Genomic DNA, 20269 nt, shown 5'->3' with positions numbered 1-20269 from the left:
CGATAATATTACATGCGCTTTTAGATAGGAGATTTTAAGATTTATGGATAGCAGGAAAGTCATACAATGTAAAAAATATCCAATTACTTATACATTGGTAATCAAACAGGTAAAAAATATTAATATGCGAATTTCACCTAAAGGAGAAATCGTGGTAAGTGCTAATCCATTTGTTCCTTTAGATAAGATAGATGAATTTGTCAGCAGCAAAGTTTCCTGGATCGTAGAACATCAAAAGAAAGTGGTGGAAAAAGCACAGCGCTGTCTTTTGAGTGATAAAGAAATCATGTTGTTTGGCAAACAGTTAAAAATCAAGAAATCAGCAGGAAGATACAATTATGTAAGCTATGATGATAAATATCTTTATGTTCAGTTAAAACAAGATGCAGATGTTGAAAAAGTTATAACACAGTTTTTGAATAAACTTTGTAAAGATGTGTTTATGGATGTAGCCACTTTAACATGCAATTCGTTAAAGGACTATCAGATTCCATTTCCTGAAGTAAAGATACGTACAATGAAGAGCAGATGGGGAAGCTGTACACCTGCCAGAAATACGATTACCTTAAATAAGAAGTTAATTCATTATCCTTTAGAATTTATAGAATATGTGGTTTTGCATGAATTTGTACATTTTATCCAGCCAAACCACTCTAAAGCATTTTACAATATTATAGAAAACTATATGCCTGATTATAAACAGCGAATGCAGTTGATAGCATAGAAAAGCAGAGTGATTTTCATTCTGTTTTTTTCATATAAGATATGCTTATATTAAAATGTATAAAAAAACACAGGAAGAAACCTGTGCTTTTTATATGACTTTTTCAAATTGCGGTTTGATTTTCTTCTTCATTACGAAGAAAGAAATAACTAGTAATAGATATGTAATATCAAAGTTTGAAAGATTTTTTGGTGTTAAAAGCTTGATGAACAGGCAGATAACAAGTGTGATAATATCTAGACGGATATAGAAACTTCCAAATTGATAACGATTGATGATTCTTCTTCGAATCATAAAGTTTTTCATTGCAAAACCACCTGCGATACAGCCAACAATGGCATCAACAAGGTAATTCACAAGATAATTTTTATCCAGCAGATTTTTGAAAAAGAATAATACGATACATACTGTAAAGACATACCAGATACTGCTGATCTGCATTTTTTCATAATCCTGATTGCGGATTTTCTTTTTCATATCTTTATATTCTTTTCCACGAGAAATCTTCTTTGTATACTCTTTTAAATCTTTAGGAATAACTACCGTAGGTTTTTTATGGAATTTCATTCCTTCCAAACATTGGTCTAAAGCAATATTTACCATGATATTCATATCTTGTACTGTGTATCTTGAGTCAAGGATATAATCATAAAAACGATTAAATTCATTCAAATATGCTGTATCTAATTTTTTCATAAGATACAGGTTATCAATATGAATTTTTTTCTTATTCGTTTGTTTTTTCATGAAACTTTATGCAACCTCAATAGATTCACTATCTGTAATATGAAGGTTTGTGTTGTAGAATGTTTCTAATGCTTTTACCATGTAGTAAGAATCTTTAATCCCACCTGTTTCATAAGAAGAGTGCATAGCAAGCTGAGCCAATCCTACATCTACGGTATGCATAGATACTTTCTGACTAGAAAGATTTCCAAGTGTACTTCCTCCAGCAGCATCACTGCGATTAGCAAAGTGCTGTACAGGAACTTCCGCTTTATTACAGATGTCGGTAAATACAGCAGAACTGATTGCATCTGTCGTATATTTCTGATTTGCACTGTATTTAATTACGATACCTTTGTTCATGAATGTACAGTTTTCAGCATCTGTTTTTTCAGGGTGATTTGGGTGAACTGCATGAGCATTGTCACAAGATACCATAAAGCTTTTTGCGACAGCACGATAGTAATCTTCTTTCGCAAAAGACAGATTATCGTTGATTCTCTGCAATGTATCATATAAGAATGTAGAACATGCACCCTGTTTTGTACCTGAACCAACTTCTTCATTATCAAAACATACAAATACGTTAACAGCTTTATCATTTTTACCGTTAATCATAGCTTTTAAAGAAGTATAGGCACATTGCAAGTCATCTAGTTTTGGAGAAGAAATGAACTCTTCTTTTGCCCCCCAGATCGTTGGTTCCATACGATTATACAAATATAAGTCGCTTCCTAAAATATTTTCTTTTTCTGTATGCAATTCATCTGCAATTAACTGATAATAATCATCCTTAACACATTCTCCTGCAGAGAACAATGGCAGCATATCTACCTGATTGTTATATTTCATTCCATTGTTTACATCACGATTCATGTGAATTGCGACATTTGGAATCAACACTAAATCTTTATCAAAAGAAACAAGTTTTGATTGAATTGTATTTCCTTCTTTTACAAGAACACGGCCTGCCAAAGATAATGGTCGATCTAACCATGTAGAACATAACATCCCGCCATATCCTTCAGTGTTCAATTGGATATATCCGCCTTTACCCTGCAGCTCTGCAACTTCTTTTACTTTAAAAGTAGGGGAGTCAGAGTGTGAAGATGTAATCTGGAAATGATAATCTTCCAATGTATTACCAATATGAAAAGCAACAATAGAAGAACCATTTCTTGTCGTAAAGTATTTTCCACCTTTTTTCAAGCTCCATGTTTCACATTCACGAAGTTCTTCGTATCCTGCATCTAATAAAATCTTTTTCATTTCATGTACTGCATGAAAACAGCTTGGACTGTTTTTGATAAATGCAAGTACGTCTTTTGATGTTTCCTTAAACATTTAAATAACCTCCTGTATCAAACGAATATAGTATAGCATAAAATGTAAAAATAAGCATAAGAAAAGACAAGAAGTGCATTTCTTGTCTTTCTAAATGTAACTATTTTTCGTATTTTTTGATAATTGGAAGAATAATACCAAGTAGTGTTAATACAATTGGTGTAATGACATTTAATAATGTTGATCCAATATCACCTGGAACATACATACCAAGAATACAGCAAGCAGCTGTTACGATGAAACACCAGAAACCAAAGAAGTAGGCAACTCCCTGACTCTTAGCAAAACGATATTCTGGATTAAATTTCTCGATTCCTTTACGAAGTGCAATATAAGCAGCAAATACCCATAAGTAACGCATTGGCATTGTTACAGAGTTTAATTTATTTAACTGTGCCAATACTGCAGCAGCGTTTGGAACAAATGTCTGAATCAAAATGATACTTCCTGACAAGATAATTACCATCCAGATACCATTGATGTAAGCACCGTATTTGTTTTGTTTCAACAGTTTTGTTGGGATGAACTCTCTTGCCTGTTCGTTGTCTAACAACATACGAAGAGGAGCATCGATACTTAATACAAGAGTAGAGAACTGACCGATCATATTACACAATGCATAGATGATTAGCAGTAAATCTCCAACATGGTAGTATTCTCCAAGTTTCTGGAATGCCCAGTAAGAACCATTGGATACATAAGAGTTGAAAGATTCTGTAGAACCATTGATTACAGTAGGATCAAACATCATACCCATAGCAATAGTTCCAAGGATAGCACATACAACAACCATAACAGCCAATGCAATCATACCTTTAGGGAATCCTTTACTTGGATTTTCTACTTTATTTACATATGGTGAAATTTTTTCACATCCACCAACTGCAAACACAAGAATAGATAAAGAAGTAAAGTACTGTACATTAAACTGAGGAATAATGTTATCCCAGCTAAAATCAGGTGTTAAGTATCCGCCATTTGGATTAATAATTGGTGCAGCAAACATCATAACGATGTAAAGGATTGACATTACAAACATTGATGAACCAGCCAATGTGGTTAATTTTTTCAATGGGTTCAATCCACGACTTGCCACCCAGCAGAAGAATAAGAACACAGCAAGTGTAGCTAACTGTACATAAAGTGTAGGCAGTGTATCGTAAGTTTCTGCGTTACGGAAGATAGCCCAGCTTAATGCTTTTAATCCTCCACTACCTTTACTAGCAATGTAAGTGACATGGCATGCCCAATAAGTCCAACCTGCATAGTATGCGATTTTAGGACCCATTGTTTCATTGATCCATGAGCTAACTCCACCACCAGAGTCTTTGAATGCAGATCCAAGTTCACCAACCATCAGTGCATAAGGCACGAAGTATAAAGCAAACATCAGAATCCAGCTGAATATAACCTGAATACCATTGAAGTAAACGAAACCATTTAATACGTTACCGAAACCCCAAACAGTAGAAAATGCCATAAACGCAAGGTTATACCAGACAATTTTCTTTGAATTTTCCATATTAACCTCCTAATATACCCTGTAATAATACCATAAATAAAATGAAAAATTCTACATAAAACGGAAATTATTGTTTAAAAATGTGAATTTTATGTTACTGTTCACAGCTTAAATAAAAAAGATACTTGAAAAAGCACGAAAACTAGTACAGGTTATCGTGCTCTTTCATTTGTCCTATTGTTATATATTCTCCTTTTAACGCTCCCTCGATAAGCTTTATTGAATTCATCCCATGTCTTTTTCCTGTTTCTATATAACTTTTTATCCGTGCATAGTATCTTGCATTCTGTATGTTTTGAAATTGATGTTAGAATAAAAACTGGACAGTCCTAATAGAGAAACATGCATGTTTTTGATACAATTATAATACATGTAAAAGAAGTAACATAAGGAGTAAAAAATGGCAAAAAAGAAACCAGTATTTGATAACGATTTTAGAAGCAACGCTGTACGATATGTACAACAACATACAAACCTTACTATGAAAGAATGTGCTGCAAACTTAGGAGTAGGAAGAAGCACCTTATCCAGATGGATAAGCGAATCAAAAAAATCAGAAAACGGTTCTGTAGAAATGAGAGGAACGGGTAATTTCGAATCTGATGAAGCTAAGGAAATTGCACGCCTGAGACGTGAATTGCGTGATACGAAGGATGCCCTTGAAATCTTAAAAAAGGCAATAGGCATACTGGGAGATTAACCTCTGCTGTATATGAACAAGTGGAAGATGCCGCAGAAAAGCAAAGAGAATTTTCTGTTTCCGGTGTGCTTGAAAAATTAGGCATTTCAAAATCTGGATATTATGACTGGAAAAGACGAGATAAAAGCAAAACTGCAAAACGAAAGGAACGTGTTATAGAAAAGATAAAAGAAGTCCATAAAAAGTCATATGAAAATTATGGTGCACCTAAAATCACTCGTGAATTAAGAAAACAGGGAGAAGTGATTTCAGAGCGTACAGTAGGAAAATATATGCGCGAAAACGGCATTAAAGCCCAATATATCAAGCATCGAACAAAAACGACGAGAGACTGTGATTATTCAACGACTCTGGCCAATATACTAAAAAGAGATTTTCAACCAGATGAACCAAATGCAGCATGGTGTACTGATATCACATATATATGGACGCAGGAAGAAGGTTTTGTCTATTTGACAAGTATCATGGATCTGTATTCGCGTAAGATCATAAGCTGGAAACTGAGCAGGACGATGGAAGTAAAAGATGTGTTAGAGTGTTTGGAAAAAGCAAAAGAAAGAAGAAATATGGAAAAACCAGTTGTCATCCACAGTGACAGAGGAGTGCAGTTCGTTTCAAAATGGTATCAGGAATTGACGGCAGGAATGAAGCGCAGCTATTCAGCAAAGGGAAATCCATGGGACAATGCATGCATAGAATCGTTTCATTCTCTAATTAAAAGAGAGTGGCTGAATAGAAAAAAGATCATTGATTATCAAATGGCATACCAAATGGTATTTGAATATATCGAAACATTTTACAATACAGTTAGGATTCACAGTCATTGTGACTATGAATCTCCTAACAATTACGAACGAAGTTTTAAAAATAAAAAATGTATCAATTAAATGTGTCCGAATTCTTGACATAGTACCAAATTGTCCTGATACCTTCATCTTCGTTTTAGTTGACCGCAAGCTTCTTTCACTTACATTGTTACTGAATGGGATATCCTCATTATATGTCCACATCAGATAGTTCTCTTTGTATTTCTCCAGCCTCTTCAATAATGCTTTTTCTTCCTTTGCATAGAACTTATCTTCATCACTATCATTTTCCATGATTCCTTCTATCACGCATTCATCGTATATCATTCCTACATATTCTGGAAATACTGCTTCCCCTTCATTTCGCTTTGTATTTTCCTCCAGTAACAAGTTGATCATCTTTTTCGGCCATTCATGTCCAAGATTGTCTACCACCTTTTTCAGGTCTCGCAGCAGGTGCACACAACACTCCACATTCATAAATTCATATTCTTCATTATAGTTGACGATATTATGGTCATGTACGACTTTCTTTTCTGCATCCAAACTGTTCAGTATCCTGTCTTCATCCAAACCTGCTTTATCCTTTTTCTCGTGTGAAGCGTAATATGCAAGTTTGTCATTCCCATAGAAGCGCAGACATCCTCTGTTCTTATTTATCATGATAACTGTATCATCCCAGTGTACGATATCCAGTTTTATGATTTCTTTCTTCAGCTCCTCATCAAATCTTTCCAGCTGTTCATACAATCGTTTCTGCAGCTTCGCTATATATCCTGCGCTTGTTTCTATTTCTCCATGGCTAATACCTGTAATGAACTCCTGTGTCCTCTTCATGGATACACAGCCTTCATTCAACAGCGAAAGCGCTGTGGCCTGTACTCCTCTTCCATACTGATTTTCTTCCTTTAGATGATTCGGTATCTCTGCCTTTGATTCATATCCGCAGGCAGGACAGAAGCTGTTGATGAAACGATGACGTATCTTTTTCACGATGATCTGAAAATCCAATTCATCCTTCGTACGCATATTTCCTCTGTGTTCCATGACAGCACCGCATTCAGGACATACATCTACTGCATGATCAACGGTATCTGTTATTTCCGAATCATCAAATCTTTCCAGTTTATGTTTCTTATGATTTGGCTGTCCTCCCTTTTTCTTATCGGAAGGAGCGCGGAAATTAGGAATACGTTTCTGTTTTTGTATAGGTGTCTTGGAAGTAGGAATGCCGGAATTCGTACCATCATTGTTTAAGATGGATTTTAAACTGCATACCTGTTTTTCAAGGGAAAAAACTTTATCTTCAAAAGCAGCGGTAATTTTATCAACTGCTTTATTAACCTTGGATTCAATGATCTGATCCTGGTTGTCTTCAAGATATCGGACCCTTCTGGTAAGAGAAACGACCTGGATCTTTAAACTCTTGTTTTCTTTTTTCAGCCTTTCATTTTCCTCGACAGCTTCACAGTAAAGTGAATAAAAATCATCTTTCATATAAATCCCTCTAGCTTAAGTAAACCATAAAAATCAGATAAGTCAATAGGGGAAAAAGCAGGGAAAGATATGTGGAAAACTTTGACGTTGTATAAGAAAAAAAGAAGGGAGGCCGACAAGAAAAAAGGCATAGAAGCAAAGATGAAAAGCACGCTTTCAAGGAATCGATTAAAGGAATATAAAAAGACCACATAACAGAAAAGCTCTCTTAAAACAGCTGTTATGAAGTCGATTGAAATGTTACATTGTGGAAAACCCTATAAAAATTTTATTTAAGCTGTGAATAGTAACAATTTTATGGTAATTGTGAGCTTATATAATTTTAACCAGCCATAATTTTGTTCATTTATTGACAAGAAAACTATGCAATGATATAGTATAAGTGTAAAGATAACTTGGCAGAGGTGATGGTTATGAAAAGAGAGGAAATTTTACGACGAGCAAGAAAAAACAAAGATAATGAATTTGAGAATCGTATCAAAAATCGTTATTTTATTTTTATGGGCTGTGTTTTTGGCATTTTCATAGTAGGTATTGCTGTTTATCTTAATTCTATAGGTTTATCTTTACAATCGAATGTTTTAATTGTTGCCGCAAACTTTCTGTTATTTGTCGGGATGCCTTTCTATTTCTTTCTTATAAAAAGGGAGAAGGGGTATTTGCTGATTGCCTTCATTGGTTTCATGTTGTTTTGCTTTCCAACTTTAGTTAAAATTTTCAATTATATTTCATCTTAGCAGGAGGGATTATCTATGAAGAAAGAAGATGTATTATTAAGAAGCAGAGAAGAAAATAAAAAAGGTGATGAACTGCAAAGAAGCAATAAATCAAAATCCGAGGGTTATGGATATTATACTATTTCTATAATTTTACTTGTATTTGCCATTTTAACTGAATTCGATGCAGTAAAAGGTGTTGTTGATATTTTTGGAATGCAGATACAATTTCGAGATTTTTGTTTTTTATCCATGATACTTAGTCTATTTGTTGAATGTATAAGCAAATATTATTTTTTACGAAAGAAAAGATATCTTGCATTTTCAATATTTTGGGCAATTGGTTTTCTTGCTGGAATGGGCAGAGTTTTTGGCTTATAATAAAAATTGCAGTATTTGAGGTGATTTTCTTTCATGGACAATTCGTTAATATTAAAAAATAAACTAAAAGAAACAAGGACAGAAAAAGGCTTATCGCAGAGCGCCTTGGCAGAGATGGTAGGAGTTTCTAGAAATACGATTAGTTCTATTGAAACAGGACAATTTAATCCAACTGCAAAACTGGCTTTGATTCTTTGCATAGCTTTAGATAAAAAGTTTGAAGATTTATTTTATTTTGAAGAGTAGAAATAAGATTTACAAAAAGATACAGGAGTTTCGTGCTTCTGTATTTTTATAATGTTTGTCGTATGTTACCTTAGATAGTATAATAGGGTAAATGCTTAGGGAGGGATTGTTTTGAAAAAAATACTAATAATTGAAGATGATGAGTCTATATGCAAAGAATTAAGTGTTTTGCTTGCGAATGCAGGATATGAAGCAATGATATTAAAAGATTTTGAACATGCCTTAAAAGAATGCTTGTCAGCACAGGCAGATTTAATCTTGTTAGATATTCATATTCCTTGTATCAATGGACAATTGCTGTTGCAAAACATAAGAAAAGAAAGCAATGTTCCTATCATCATGGTCACCAGCAGCAACAGTGAAGTTGATGAAGTGCTTTCCATGAGTTACGGTGCAGACGATTATGTTACAAAACCCTATAATCCTACGATTCTTCTTTTAAGAATCAACGCTATCTTTAAACGTCTTCATCAAGTGAGCGATACCCTGACATACAGGGATATGCAGATACACATTCAAAAAGGAATCATCGAAAAAGAAAAGAAACAAATTTTATTAACCAAAAATGAAATGCTGATTTTTTCCTATTTAGTAAATCATCAAAATCAGATGGTTACAAGAGATGATTTGATGACGCTTTTGTGGAACAGCAATGAATTTATTAATGACAATGCCTTAACAGTAAATATCAGTCGATTAAGAAATAAACTTCGAGATATCGGGTGTGAAGATGCGATTGAAACAAGAAAAGGATATGGGTATATATTATTATGAGATTTTTTGATTATGTAAAAGATCAGATGTTCTCTTTGGTATTGTTTCTATTTTCCTGCTTTTTGATAGTATGTATTCTGATCGCGTTTAAAACACCCTATACACTAAATATTTTGTTACTGGTCATTTTGTTTGTTTGCTATAGCATCGTATTTTTATTCTCATATTACAAAAGAAAACATTTCTATGACGAGCTGTTTTTCAATATTCAGCGTCTGGATAAAAGCTATCTTGTGTTAGAAACTATTCAAAAGCCATCTTTTTTGGATGGAAAACTATTTTGTAATGCTTTATATGAAATCGATAAATCTATGAATGAAAATGTAAAAAATTATGAATTGCAGGTAAAAGAGTTTAAAGAATATATCGAGATGTGGATTCATGAAATTAAACTGCCTATCGCAAGTTTAATTTTAATGGCACACAATCATAAAGATGTATATGACAAAAAAGCGCTTATCCAAATGAAAAAGATAGAAAGCTATGTAGAACAGATTTTATATTATGCGCGCGGGGAGAACGCAGAAAAAGATTATTTAATCACCAGTCATAACCTGGAAGATATCATTAAAGGAATCGCATTAAAAAACAAAGATTATCTTTTAGAAAATAATATTGATTTTATTGTAGAAAATGTAAATTACAAGGTCTTAACAGATTCAAAGTGGCTGTCTTTTATCTTTGATCAAATCATTGGAAACAGTATAAAGTATACAAAAGAAAAACAAGACCCCTATATTAAGATTTCAGGAAAAGATTACACAGATAAAACGATAATTGTTGTGGAAGATAACGGGATTGGAATTCCAGCATCAGATATTAAAAACGTTTTTGACAAGTCTTTTACCGGGTCTAATGGAAGAAAACAAAAGTATGCCACAGGAATGGGACTTTTTATTGCGAAAAGTTTATGTACAAAGTTAGGACATACAATAGAAATTGAATCTGTACAAAATGAATATACAAGAGTGAAACTTACTTTTATAAAAAATAAGTTTTATGATGTTGTAAAGTAACCTTTCAACTTTGTAACCTTATTGTAATATCCTGCAAACGACAAAAAGTAATATTTCATCTAAAATCATAAGTGAATAAGGAGGAATATTATGGAACAAGTTTTAAAAATTGATAAAGTAGAGAAGTATTATGGAAATAAGACAAGTCTTACAAAAGCACTTGATACGATTTCCTTTGATGTAGAAAAGAAAGAATTCGTTGCGATCATGGGGGCTTCTGGATCTGGGAAAACAACCTTATTAAATTGTATTTCTACCATTGATAAAGTAACTTCTGGGCATATTTATGTTGCACAGGAGGACATCACAAAGTTAAAAGGGAATAAACTGAATAAATTTCGAAGAGAAGAACTAGGATTTATTTTTCAGGATTTTAACCTTTTGGATACGTTAACCGCATATGAAAATATTGCCTTGGCGCTTTCTATTCAAAATGTGAAAGCGAAGGAAATTGAGGAAAGAATAAAGATTGTGTCAACACAGTTAGATATTGAGGATGTCTTGCAAAAGTATCCTTATCAGATGAGTGGAGGACAAAAACAAAGGGTTGCTTGTGCCAGAGCTATCATTACCAATCCTAAACTGATTTTAGCGGATGAGCCAACGGGTGCATTAGATTCCAAGTCCTCTAAGATGCTGCTGGATCGTTTTCAGTATTTAAATGAAGAGCTGGATGCAACGATTCTTATGGTTACTCATGATGCTTTTAGCGCAAGTTATGCACATCGTGTGATTTTTATCAAGGATGGTAAGATTTTTGATGAAATTCATAAAGGTATGGATTCCAGAAAGAAATTTTTTGATAAGATCATTGATGTAGTAACATTGTTAGGTGGAGATTTAAATGACGCTCTTTAAACTTTCTTTAAAAAACATTAAAAAGAGTATCAAGGATTACACCATCTATTTCTTTACTCTTATTTTAGGTGTTGCGATATTTTATATTTTTAATGCGATTGAAACACAGACAGTTTTGATGAACGTGTCAAAATCAACATATGAAATCATTGATGTAATGAATCAAATGCTGTCTGGTGTCAGTGTGTTTGTATCTTTCATCTTAGGATTTTTGATCATTTATGCAAATCGGTTTTTAATGAAACGAAGAAATGCCGAATTTGGAATTTATCTTGTGCTTGGGATGAGCAAGCGTAAAATTTCCCTTATTTTGTTTTTTGAAACATTATGCATTGGATTTGTATCTTTGGCTGTAGGATTAGGGATTGGTGTTTGTTTATCCCAGTTAATGAGCGTTTTGGTTTCCAATATGTTTGAAGCAGATATGACAAAATTTGAATTTGTCTTTTCCAGCAGTGCGTTTATAAAGACATTGTTGTATTTTGGAGTTATGTACATTCTGGTCATGATTTTCAATACGTTTAGTGTAAACAAATGCAAACTGATTGATTTACTGTCTTTTTCAAAAAAATCAGAACAGATCAAAATGAAAAATCCATGGCTTTGCGTTTTTGTATTTGTTGTGGCAGTTTGTATGCTGGCGTATGCATATTATCTGGTAAGTGGCGGTTTAGAAAACATGCAGATGGCAACCGATATTTTTATTCCCATTATCCTTGGCTGTGTTTCGACATTTTTAATTTTCTGGTCTATGTCTGGCTTTATTTTAAAAATTGCAATGGGGCGAAAAAGGTTCTACTACAAAGGATTAAATAGTTTTACACTTCGACAGGTGAGCAGCAAAGTGAATACGACTGTTTTCTCTATGACATTGATTTGTCTGATGCTGTTTGTAACAATCTGTGTATTATCCAGTTCTTTATCCATTAAAAATTCAATGACAGAGAATTTGAAGTCTCTTGCGCCTGCAGATGTTCAGCTTATAAAGCCTATGAATATAAACGAAGATTATCGTGACAGCCATGGCAATCTGCATAAAATGACAGAAGAAGTAAGGAAAGATTCTTTGCTGCCAATGAAAGAAAGCTTAAAAAGACTAGAGTTTGATACGGATAAATATTTTAAAGATGTAATGGATTTTTATGTGTATGCGACAAATGAGTTAACTATCAGTGATACACTTGGAGACAGTCTTCCAAAAGTAAAACAAGCATTTCCGCTTTTGAATACAAATGCTACGGAGACAATTGTTAAATTAAGCGATTATAATGAACTGGCAAAATATTATGGCTTGGAGCCGTTAAGTTTACGTGATGATGAGTATGCTGTTGTTGCAGATTTTGATCAGTGGGTAAGTATTCGAAATGATGGATTAAAAATGGATACACCAATTCACTTGTCTGGAAAGACGTATCATCCAAAATATAAAGAATGTAAAAATGGATTTCTGTATATGAATGCAAGTCATGTCAATATGGGAGTATTTGTTGTACCGGATCAGGCAGTGAAGGATACTATGATTGAAGAAAATGTACTGGTGGCAAATTATAACGCAACCTCAAAAGATGCAAAAAAGGATATAGAACAAACGTTGCTTGGATTAAGCAGCAAACCATACGCTGAAAACACAATTTTAGATATAACAACAAAACTTTCCATTTATGAAGCAAGTGTTGGACTTGGCGCCATGGTTACTTTTATTGGTTTATATTTAGGTATTATTTTCTTGATTTCCAGTGCTGCTATACTGGCGTTAAAAGAATTATCCGAATCTACAGATAATAAAGAACGGTATAACATGATTCGAAAACTTGGGGCAGATGAGCGCATGATGAATAAATCTTTGTTTCGACAGATTGCTATTTTCTTCCTGTTTCCACTGGTGCTTGCGTTAATTCATTCAATATTTGGGATTCTGTTTTGTAACCAGATATTATTGGCGATGGGAAGTGAACAAATGTTAAATTCTGTCACTTTAACGGTAATCTTTTTAGTGATCATTTATGGAGGTTATTTTATCATCACTTATGTTTCCAGTAAAAATATTATAAAGGAAAGATAAGTCGAATATTCAAAAAACAAAGATTCTTTCTGTATTCTCTATTTGAAAAAAGTGGTACTACTGTTTTTAAGTAGCGCCACTTTTTCATGTATTGTTCTTTTTGTATTCTTCACCCCAATTTCCCATAGCATCTAGGATTGGCTTTAAACTTTTTCCTGTTTCAGTAAGACTGTATTCAACTCTTGGTGGAACTTCTGCATAAACTTTACGACTTACAAGCCCTTTTTTCTCCATATCACGAAGTTGGGCAGTTAATACCTTTTGTGATACAGATCCGATTGATTTTTTGAGTTCTCCAAAACGCTTTGTACCCGGCATTAAATCTCGCAGTATCAATACTTTCCATTTATCGCCTATTAACATAAGAGTCGTTTCAACAGGACAAGCAGGTAAATTGATATCCATATGCATACCTCCAAACATCAGCAATCGTCCAATAGTTTCTTTTTGGTAACTACCTTACAATAAAGTGCTTACTTTACAATAAGTCCTTACAGAAATATTATAATATCGCATAGGGAAATTTCAAGTCCCATAAGCTGATGTTAGAAGGAGGAGCATATATGAATGTGCAAAGATGTCTGGATATATTGAGGGAAATAAAGGATGTTGCTTTTGCTACAGTTGATGAAAATGGATTTCCTCAAATTCGTATTATTGATGTAATGATCGTTGAAAATGAAAAACTATATTTTTGTACCGCAAGAGGAAAGGATTTTTATCACCAGATCATCACAAATGGTCAGGTTGCCATTACAGGAATGAACAAAGAGTTTCAAATGGTGAGGCTAAATGGAAAGGCGAAAAAACTTGAAGAAAACAGAAAGTGGATAGACAGAATTTTTGAAGAAAATCCATCAATGAATGCTGTTTATCCTGATGAAAGCCGCTATGTACTAGAAGCTTTCTGTATTGAAAAAGGATATGTTGAATTCTTTGACCTGGGAAAAGAACCGATTGTCAGAGAAAGTTTTACGCTTGGAAACACTATGGCAAAAGAAGCAGGATTTTTGATAACCGATAGCTGTATTCATTGCGGGAAATGTGAGCGTATCTGTCCACAGAAGTGCATAATTGATTGTAAAATAAATCAAAAGCATTGTCTGCATTGTGGATTATGTGCGGAAGAATGTCCTGTCAATGCAATCATTAAAAGAGGGAAGTAAGCAATGTTACAAAATATGTGGGCAATCTTTATGGAAAGAAAAGACTTCTTTTTAAATTTGTTATGGGAGCATTTAGAGATTTCTTTGCTTGCCATTGTGATTGCAGTTTTATTCGGTGGCATCGTTGGAATTTTTATTAGTGAATTTCGAAAAACAGCAAAGCCGACCTTAGGTGTTATCAACTTTCTATATACTATCCCTTCTATTTCTATGCTTGGTTTTTTGATTCCTTTTTCGGGGATAGGAAATGCTACGGCAGTCATTGCTTTGACGGTGTATGCATTGTTGCCGATGGTAAGAAATACTTACACAGGAATAGCAAATGTTGATCCTGCTATTTTAGAGGCGGCAAAAGGTATGGGCAGTACCAGGTTGCAAGTCCTTTTCAAAATTAAACTGCCACTTGCTATGCCGGTTATTTTATCAGGAATTCGCAATATGGTAACGATGACGATTGCACTTGCAGGTATTGCTTCGTTTATTGGTGCAGGAGGCTTGGGTATTGCAGTTTACAGAGGAATCACAACAAACAATGCTGCAATGACGATGATCGGCAGTCTGCTTATTGCACTTCTTGCACTGGCAATGGATCTTCTTCTTGGTTTTCTTGAAAAACGGTTAAATAAACGCAGCAGAAAAGCAAAAAAAGTAAATCATATAATGGGAATTAGTACACTCTTGCTATGCCTGTGCGTTATCATCGCTGCCTTAGTTTCTTTCAATAAGAAGGATACCCTGCATATCGCAACAAAGCCGATGAGCGAGCAGTATGTGTTAGGGGAGATGTTAGATTTACTTATCGAACAGGATACGGATTTGAATGTGGAACTGACGCAAGGTGTTGGAGGTGGTACATCCAATATTCAGCCTGCAATGGAAAGTGGCGAATTTGATATCTATAGTGAATATACGGGAACAGGCTGGAATATGGTACTCAAAAAAGAGGGTGTATATAGCGAAGATTTATTTGAAACAATGCAAAATGAATATAAAAATTCGCTTCAAATGCAGTGGGTTGGTATGTATGGTTTCAATAACACTTACGCTTTGGCTGTGCGTCGTGAAATTGCACAAAAATACAACATCAAAACCTATTCAGATCTAAAAGCTGTATCCAGCCAGCTTATATTCGGTGCAGAATATGACTTTTTTGAGCGAGAGGATGGATATGATGCGCTTTGTGAAACATATGGCTTTACATTTAAAAAGACGATGGATATGGATATAGGGTTGAAATATCAAGCTATTCATCAGGGAAAAATTGATGTAATGGTCATCTTTACTACGGATGGACAGTTAAGTGTTTCTGATGTTACTGTTTTAGAAGATGATAAGAATTTCTTCCCTTCCTATTTATGCGGCAATGTTATTCGCTGTGAAGTCTTAGAAAAGCATCCTGAACTGATGGAAGTATTTAACAAGCTGACCAATGTTATTTCTGATGAAGATATGGCACAAATGAACTATGCTGTAGAAAACGAAGGAAAAGAACCAAGAGAAGTTGCCAGATCGTTTTTAAAAAATGAAGGTTTATTGAAATGAGGTGAGAAAAAAATGAATACAGCGGTTGTATTTAAGAATATCAAAAAAGCATACGGAAATAAGATTGTTCTTGATGGATTTAACCTTTCTGTTGCAAAGGGTGAATTTGTAACGATAATCGGTTCTTCAGGTTGTGGAAAAACCACCGCCTTGAAAATGATAAACGGACTTATAGAGCCAACAAGCGGAGATATTTTTGTAGATGGCGAAAATATCAAAAATAAAAACTTAACAAAGCTTCGTCGCAATATCGGATATGCCATTCAGGGAAGTGTTTTGTTTCCGCATTTAAGTGTAGAACAAAATATATCGTATGTTCCAAATCTCATCAATAAGAAAAACAAGGAAAAGACAAATCATGCTGTTTCTAAATGGATGAAGATCGTTGGTCTTGAGGAAGAATTAAAAAATCGTTATCCATCGGAACTATCCGGTGGACAGCAGCAAAGAGTTGGCATAGCTAGAGCACTGGCGGCATCTCCAGATATTCTTTTGATGGATGAGCCTTTCGGTGCGGTGGATGAAATTACTCGTGAACAATTGCAAAACGAATTAAAACAAATCCATCAAAAAACAGGGATTACCATTCTGTTTGTGACCCACGATATTGCAGAAGCACTAAAACTTGGCACAAAGGTGCTTGTTATGGATAAAGGACAGATACAGCAGTATGATGAGCCAAACGAACTTTTGCGCAATCCGAAAACGGATTTTGTAAAGCACTTGGTAAATAATAAACGACATACCTGCTTTTTATCTGATGAATCTTTGAAAGACTGTGAATATAGTGGTGTATATCACTCTTTCACACCAGGGAGGTAGTATATGACACACGAAGAAAAACGAATTTATCTGATAAAGAGTTTACTTGCCGAGCAGCCGCAATACGAAGATATGGAAATACCGAAAACAGCAGCAAAGCAAAAACAGCTTCTTCGCTCTTTGTTTAATGTTCGTAAGCCTAAAGAGGCAACAGCACAATTTTTAAGTGTGCAGGATGAATATTTGCAAGAGGTACTTTACGAAAAAGGCATTACAGATATAAGCAGCCTTACCCCTAATGCGGAAGGGCTATATCTTTGGAAGGGTGATATTACTACGCTGAGATGTGATGCTATTGTGAATGCAGCAAACAGTCAAATGCTTGGCTGCTTCTGTCCTTGTCATGGGTGCATTGATAATGCTATTCATACCTTTGCAGGCGTTCAGCTTCGTTTTGCCTGCAATGAACTTATGAAGCAGCAAGGTTTTCTTGAGCCGATAGGGAAAGCGAAAATTACACCTGCTTTTAATTTGCCAAGCAAATATGTACTGCACACTGTTGGTCCAATTGTGCAGGGACATCTTTTAAAGTCTGATTGTGAATTGCTTGCTTCCTGTTATCGCTCCTGTTTAGAACTTGCAGAAAAAAGCGGAATAAAAAGCATTGCTTTCTGCTGTATTTCAACGGGTGAATTTCATTTTCCAAATGATAAGGCGGCAAACATTGCGGTGCAGACTGTTCGAGACTATCTCAAACAGACAAACAGTAAAATGAAGGTGATATTCAATGTTTTCAAAGATACAGATGACAACATCTACCAAAAACTACTCAGATAGCATAAAAAGACTTAAACAGGAAATCAAAAATGCGGATGCAGTTTTGGTTGGTGCAGGAGCAGGACTTTCCACTTCGGCAGGCTATACTTATGATAAAGAGCGTTTTGATCGCTACTTTTCAGATTTTAAAAGAAAATATGGAATAACAGATATGTATACAGGTGGCTTTTATCCATTTGAAACGCTTGAAGAATACTGGGCATGGTGGTCAAGACAAATTTACTGTAATCGCTATGACCAGCCGCAAAATGAAGTCTATCAAACACTGCGCAAGCTTTTACAAACGAAGGATTTCTTTGTTATCACAACAAATGTAGACCATATGTTTCAAATCAATGGTTTTGATAAAAAGCGCTTGTTTTACACACAAGGGGATTATGGACTTTGGCAATGTGCCAAGGCCTGTCATCAAAAGACCTACGATAATGAAGAAACTGTTCGAAAAATGATTGCGAAACAACACAATATGAAAATTCCATCCAAGCTTATACCTTATTGTCCCATCTGTGGTGCACCGATGACGATGAACCTGCGATGTGATGATTCTTTTGTACAGGATCATGGCTGGTATGAGGCAAGCCAGCGCTACAAGGATTTTATACGTAAATATCAGAATATGCACATTTTATATCTTGAACTTGGTGTAGGTGGCAATACTCCTGTTATTATTAAATATCCGTTTTGGAAAATGACAGCACAAAATAAAAAAGCAGTATATGCGTGCGTAAACTTAGAAGAAATAATCTATCCGAAAGAAATAGAAAAACAATCTATTTGTATTAATGGTGATATATGCAAAGTGCTGCATGATCTTCATAACTGAATAGATATAAGTCTCTAACTTAAAACAGATGAAATTGCTGTCTGGAAATCGTTAAGTTGTAGTATTGTAATGCATCTTGAGTACATAAAAATTCAAGGATTTACTCAAATAGAGTTATAATTTGGCTATTTTTTGATGTAAAACTATCCATAATTTATCTTAATATTTCAAAAATAAAAGATCTTTATTTGGTATTCGATGCGTATCAGATAGGGTGCTTTTTATGTTATTCAGATTTATTTTTTCAACAATACTTCTTGTATATGACTGAGACAAAATTCATTGATGAAGTTGAGTTATAAAACAAAAAGAAAAGGAGTGAATACGAACGATGAAAGAGATTGGTTACAGTCAAGTTGACGATTGTTTGATTCCTGTATTAAAGGAAATGTGTTATTACCACAGCTAAATAGATTTGGAAGAATGTTGTTAAAATATTTAAAAGAGAACCATCAAGGACTTAATTTTAGTTTGTTAACAAGCAATTAAATGATTATCCTGCAAAAATGGATAAGCAAATGAATGAAAGATACGACCTTTTTATTGAACAGTACAAAGAAAAAGAAGGCATCACAGAAAGACTCAAAGCAAAGGATCAAATTAGATGGGCGGAGAAAATGAATACTATACAAAACCGAGTAGAAGAAATTATTTGTACTGATTTTATATATTCATAACAAATTTGTGACAGAATGATCTGTCATTTTTTTAGTTGAGATTTAAGTGTGTATAAAGATGAGATTGATAGTGCGCAAATAATTCAAACATATTGCACAAAAAATGGTGCGTTATACACGCACCATGAAAACATTTTTTAAAACAAAAGCATCTCATAAAGTATTTAGTAAATTTTCTACTTCTTTTTTTGTACATAAGTTTTCAGAGAAAGCACTGGCACTTCCTGAACAAATACCTTTTTTAAATGCATGTTCATAGTTTCCGCTTGTTTCTAAATATCCAGATATGAAACCGGCAACCATGGAATCTCCAGCACCCACAGAATTTACTACAGTTCCTTTAGGAGCTGTACTTTGATAGATGTGTTTATTTTCATCAATGAAAACTGCACCTTTACCAGCCATCGAAATCAAAACATTTTGAGCACCCATTTCCTGTAGTTTTTGTGCATAAGGAATAACTTCTTCCTGTGTATTTAAAGTAACATTAAATAATTCTCCTAATTCAATGTTATTTGGCTTAATTAAGAATGGCTTATATTGTAAAACCTTCATCATTAAATTCTTAGTAGCATCTACTACTATTCTAATGTTTTTATCTTGGAAGTGTTTCATAATACGCTCATACATATCATCAGGAAGGGTGCTTGGAATACTTCCTGAGATAACTAGGATATCATCGGATGTTAAAGTGTTTAACTTGTCAAATAATTCCTGAATGTTTTCTTCTGAGATTTTAGGTCCTTGTCCATTAATTTCTGTTTCTTCATCAGATTTCATTTTTACATTGATTCTGGATAATCCTTCTTTTACATGAATAAAGTCTGTTTTGCATCCAAAATCTTTCATACGATTTTCAATTTCTTTGCCAGTAAATCCAGCGGTAAATCCTAATGCGGTACTATCGTGTCCTAGATTAGATAATACAATAGAAACATTGATTCCTTTTCCTCCTGGAAGTATCTTTTCGAAATTTGTCTTGTTAATAGTACCAACCTGGAAGCGATTGACTTGAATGATATAGTCTAGAGACGGATTGAATGTAACTGTATAGATCATAAGTTTTCCTCCTATAAAGCTTTTTGCTTTT

21 protein-coding genes and 1 pseudogene are annotated in these 20269 nt (G+C 34.2%); 16 read left to right on the top strand and 6 right to left on the bottom strand.

The genetic code is table 11. The features are described 5' to 3' along the window. The first annotated feature begins 43 nt into the window (after positions 1-43). On the top strand, positions 44-724 hold the full coding sequence (locus A9CBEGH2_RS03955) for a M48 family metallopeptidase (protein WP_115714927.1): 681 nt from the start codon (positions 44-46) through the stop codon (positions 722-724). 90 nt (positions 725-814) lie between these two features. Here the strand turns inward: A9CBEGH2_RS03955 and A9CBEGH2_RS03950 are convergent, their stop codons facing one another. The 3 genes from A9CBEGH2_RS03950 to A9CBEGH2_RS03940 form a co-directional block, all read right to left on the bottom strand. Continuing rightward, complete coding sequence (locus tag A9CBEGH2_RS03950; protein ID WP_118277229.1) at positions 815-1471, bottom strand: transporter; 657 nt, start codon at positions 1469-1471, stop codon at positions 815-817. 6 nt (positions 1472-1477) lie between these two features. Next, positions 1478-2794 carry a M18 family aminopeptidase gene (locus A9CBEGH2_RS03945; protein WP_118361298.1) on the bottom strand — a complete coding sequence of 439 codons (1317 nt, stop codon included), beginning with the start codon at positions 2792-2794 and terminating at the stop codon, positions 1478-1480. A 100-nt stretch (positions 2795-2894) separates the two neighbouring features. Continuing rightward, complete coding sequence (locus A9CBEGH2_RS03940) at positions 2895-4316, bottom strand: APC family permease (RefSeq protein ID WP_118361296.1); 1422 nt, start codon at positions 4314-4316, stop codon at positions 2895-2897. Between the two features lie 400 nt (positions 4317-4716). Between A9CBEGH2_RS03940 and A9CBEGH2_RS03935 the strand changes: the two genes are divergently transcribed. Next, positions 4717-5016, top strand: a complete 300-nt coding sequence (locus A9CBEGH2_RS03935; protein WP_118278062.1) for a transposase — start codon at positions 4717-4719, stop codon at positions 5014-5016. 20 nt (positions 5017-5036) lie between these two features. Beyond that, the gene (locus tag A9CBEGH2_RS12500; protein ID WP_232057272.1) at positions 5037-5903 is read left to right on the top strand and encodes an IS3 family transposase; all 867 of its coding nucleotides are present in this window, start codon (positions 5037-5039) and stop codon (positions 5901-5903) included. An 81-nt stretch (positions 5904-5984) separates the two neighbouring features. On the opposite strand, the pseudogene A9CBEGH2_RS12495 reads toward A9CBEGH2_RS12500, so the two are convergent. Beyond that, positions 5985-6659, bottom strand: a pseudogene (locus A9CBEGH2_RS12495) (IS66 family transposase); the annotation flags it as partial. A 1073-nt stretch (positions 6660-7732) separates the two neighbouring features. Between A9CBEGH2_RS12495 and A9CBEGH2_RS03920 the strand changes: the two are divergent. From A9CBEGH2_RS03920 to A9CBEGH2_RS03890, 7 genes are all read left to right on the top strand, one after another. Then, positions 7733-8056 (top strand): DUF6442 family protein, encoded by a 324-nt coding sequence (locus tag A9CBEGH2_RS03920; protein ID WP_118361943.1) that lies wholly within the window; start codon positions 7733-7735, stop codon positions 8054-8056. Between the two features lie 15 nt (positions 8057-8071). After that, on the top strand, positions 8072-8416 hold the full coding sequence (locus tag A9CBEGH2_RS03915) for a DUF6442 family protein (protein ID WP_118361941.1): 345 nt from the start codon (positions 8072-8074) through the stop codon (positions 8414-8416). A 33-nt stretch (positions 8417-8449) separates the two neighbouring features. Beyond that, complete coding sequence (locus A9CBEGH2_RS03910) at positions 8450-8662, top strand: helix-turn-helix transcriptional regulator (RefSeq protein ID WP_115714921.1); 213 nt, start codon at positions 8450-8452, stop codon at positions 8660-8662. A gap of 111 nt (positions 8663-8773) precedes the next feature. After that, positions 8774-9436: a response regulator transcription factor gene (locus tag A9CBEGH2_RS03905; protein ID WP_118361939.1), complete on the top strand. Its 663-nt coding sequence runs from the start codon at positions 8774-8776 to the stop codon at positions 9434-9436. Between the two features lie 233 nt (positions 9437-9669). After that, positions 9670-10452 carry an ATP-binding protein gene (locus A9CBEGH2_RS03900; RefSeq protein ID WP_197739441.1) on the top strand — a complete coding sequence of 261 codons (783 nt, stop codon included), beginning with the start codon at positions 9670-9672 and terminating at the stop codon, positions 10450-10452. Positions 10453-10542: 90 nt separating this feature from the next. Next, positions 10543-11310: an ABC transporter ATP-binding protein gene (locus A9CBEGH2_RS03895; RefSeq protein WP_115714918.1), complete on the top strand. Its 768-nt coding sequence runs from the start codon at positions 10543-10545 to the stop codon at positions 11308-11310. Continuing rightward, entirely contained in the window at positions 11297-13372 is a 2076-nt protein-coding gene (locus A9CBEGH2_RS03890) for an FtsX-like permease family protein (RefSeq protein ID WP_118361935.1), read from the top strand. The genes A9CBEGH2_RS03895 and A9CBEGH2_RS03890 overlap by 14 nt, the downstream gene beginning before the upstream one ends. 84 nt (positions 13373-13456) lie before the next feature. Here the strand turns inward: A9CBEGH2_RS03890 and A9CBEGH2_RS03885 are convergent, their stop codons facing one another. After that, the gene (locus tag A9CBEGH2_RS03885; protein ID WP_178085854.1) at positions 13457-13777 is read right to left on the bottom strand and encodes a winged helix-turn-helix transcriptional regulator; all 321 of its coding nucleotides are present in this window, start codon (positions 13775-13777) and stop codon (positions 13457-13459) included. A 158-nt stretch (positions 13778-13935) separates the two neighbouring features. Between A9CBEGH2_RS03885 and A9CBEGH2_RS03880 the strand changes: the two genes are divergently transcribed. The 6 genes from A9CBEGH2_RS03880 (at position 13936) to A9CBEGH2_RS12660 (ending at position 19179) form a co-directional block, all read left to right on the top strand. Further along, complete coding sequence (locus A9CBEGH2_RS03880) at positions 13936-14538, top strand: 4Fe-4S binding protein (protein ID WP_118361933.1); 603 nt, start codon at positions 13936-13938, stop codon at positions 14536-14538. A 3-nt stretch (positions 14539-14541) separates the two neighbouring features. After that, positions 14542-16080 (top strand): ABC transporter permease/substrate-binding protein, encoded by a 1539-nt coding sequence (locus A9CBEGH2_RS03875; RefSeq protein ID WP_118361931.1) that lies wholly within the window; start codon positions 14542-14544, stop codon positions 16078-16080. A 12-nt stretch (positions 16081-16092) separates the two neighbouring features. Then, complete coding sequence (locus tag A9CBEGH2_RS03870) at positions 16093-16902, top strand: ABC transporter ATP-binding protein (protein WP_115714914.1); 810 nt, start codon at positions 16093-16095, stop codon at positions 16900-16902. Positions 16903-16905: 3 nt separating this feature from the next. Then, positions 16906-17679 (top strand): protein-ADP-ribose hydrolase, encoded by a 774-nt coding sequence (locus A9CBEGH2_RS03865; protein WP_118361929.1) that lies wholly within the window; start codon positions 16906-16908, stop codon positions 17677-17679. After that, on the top strand, positions 17630-18502 hold the full coding sequence (locus A9CBEGH2_RS03860; protein ID WP_163051479.1) for an SIR2 family NAD-dependent protein deacylase: 873 nt from the start codon (positions 17630-17632) through the stop codon (positions 18500-18502). Before A9CBEGH2_RS03865 ends, A9CBEGH2_RS03860 begins: the two co-directional genes overlap by 50 nt. Positions 18503-19008: 506 nt before the next feature. Beyond that, complete coding sequence (locus tag A9CBEGH2_RS12660) at positions 19009-19179, top strand: TnpV protein (RefSeq protein ID WP_115714911.1); 171 nt, start codon at positions 19009-19011, stop codon at positions 19177-19179. A gap of 153 nt (positions 19180-19332) precedes the next feature. Here the strand turns inward: A9CBEGH2_RS12660 and pfkB are convergent, their stop codons facing one another. Further along, complete coding sequence (gene pfkB / locus A9CBEGH2_RS03850) at positions 19333-20238, bottom strand: 1-phosphofructokinase (RefSeq protein WP_115714907.1); 906 nt, start codon at positions 20236-20238, stop codon at positions 19333-19335. Positions 20239-20269 lie beyond the last annotated feature (31 nt).

Origin of the sequence: Amedibacterium intestinale, from assembly GCF_010537335.1 — a bacterium.
Classification (GTDB): domain Bacteria; phylum Bacillota_I; class Bacilli_A; order Erysipelotrichales; family Erysipelotrichaceae; genus Amedibacterium; species Amedibacterium intestinale.
This window is presented reverse-complemented; position numbering and strand designations above follow the sequence as displayed.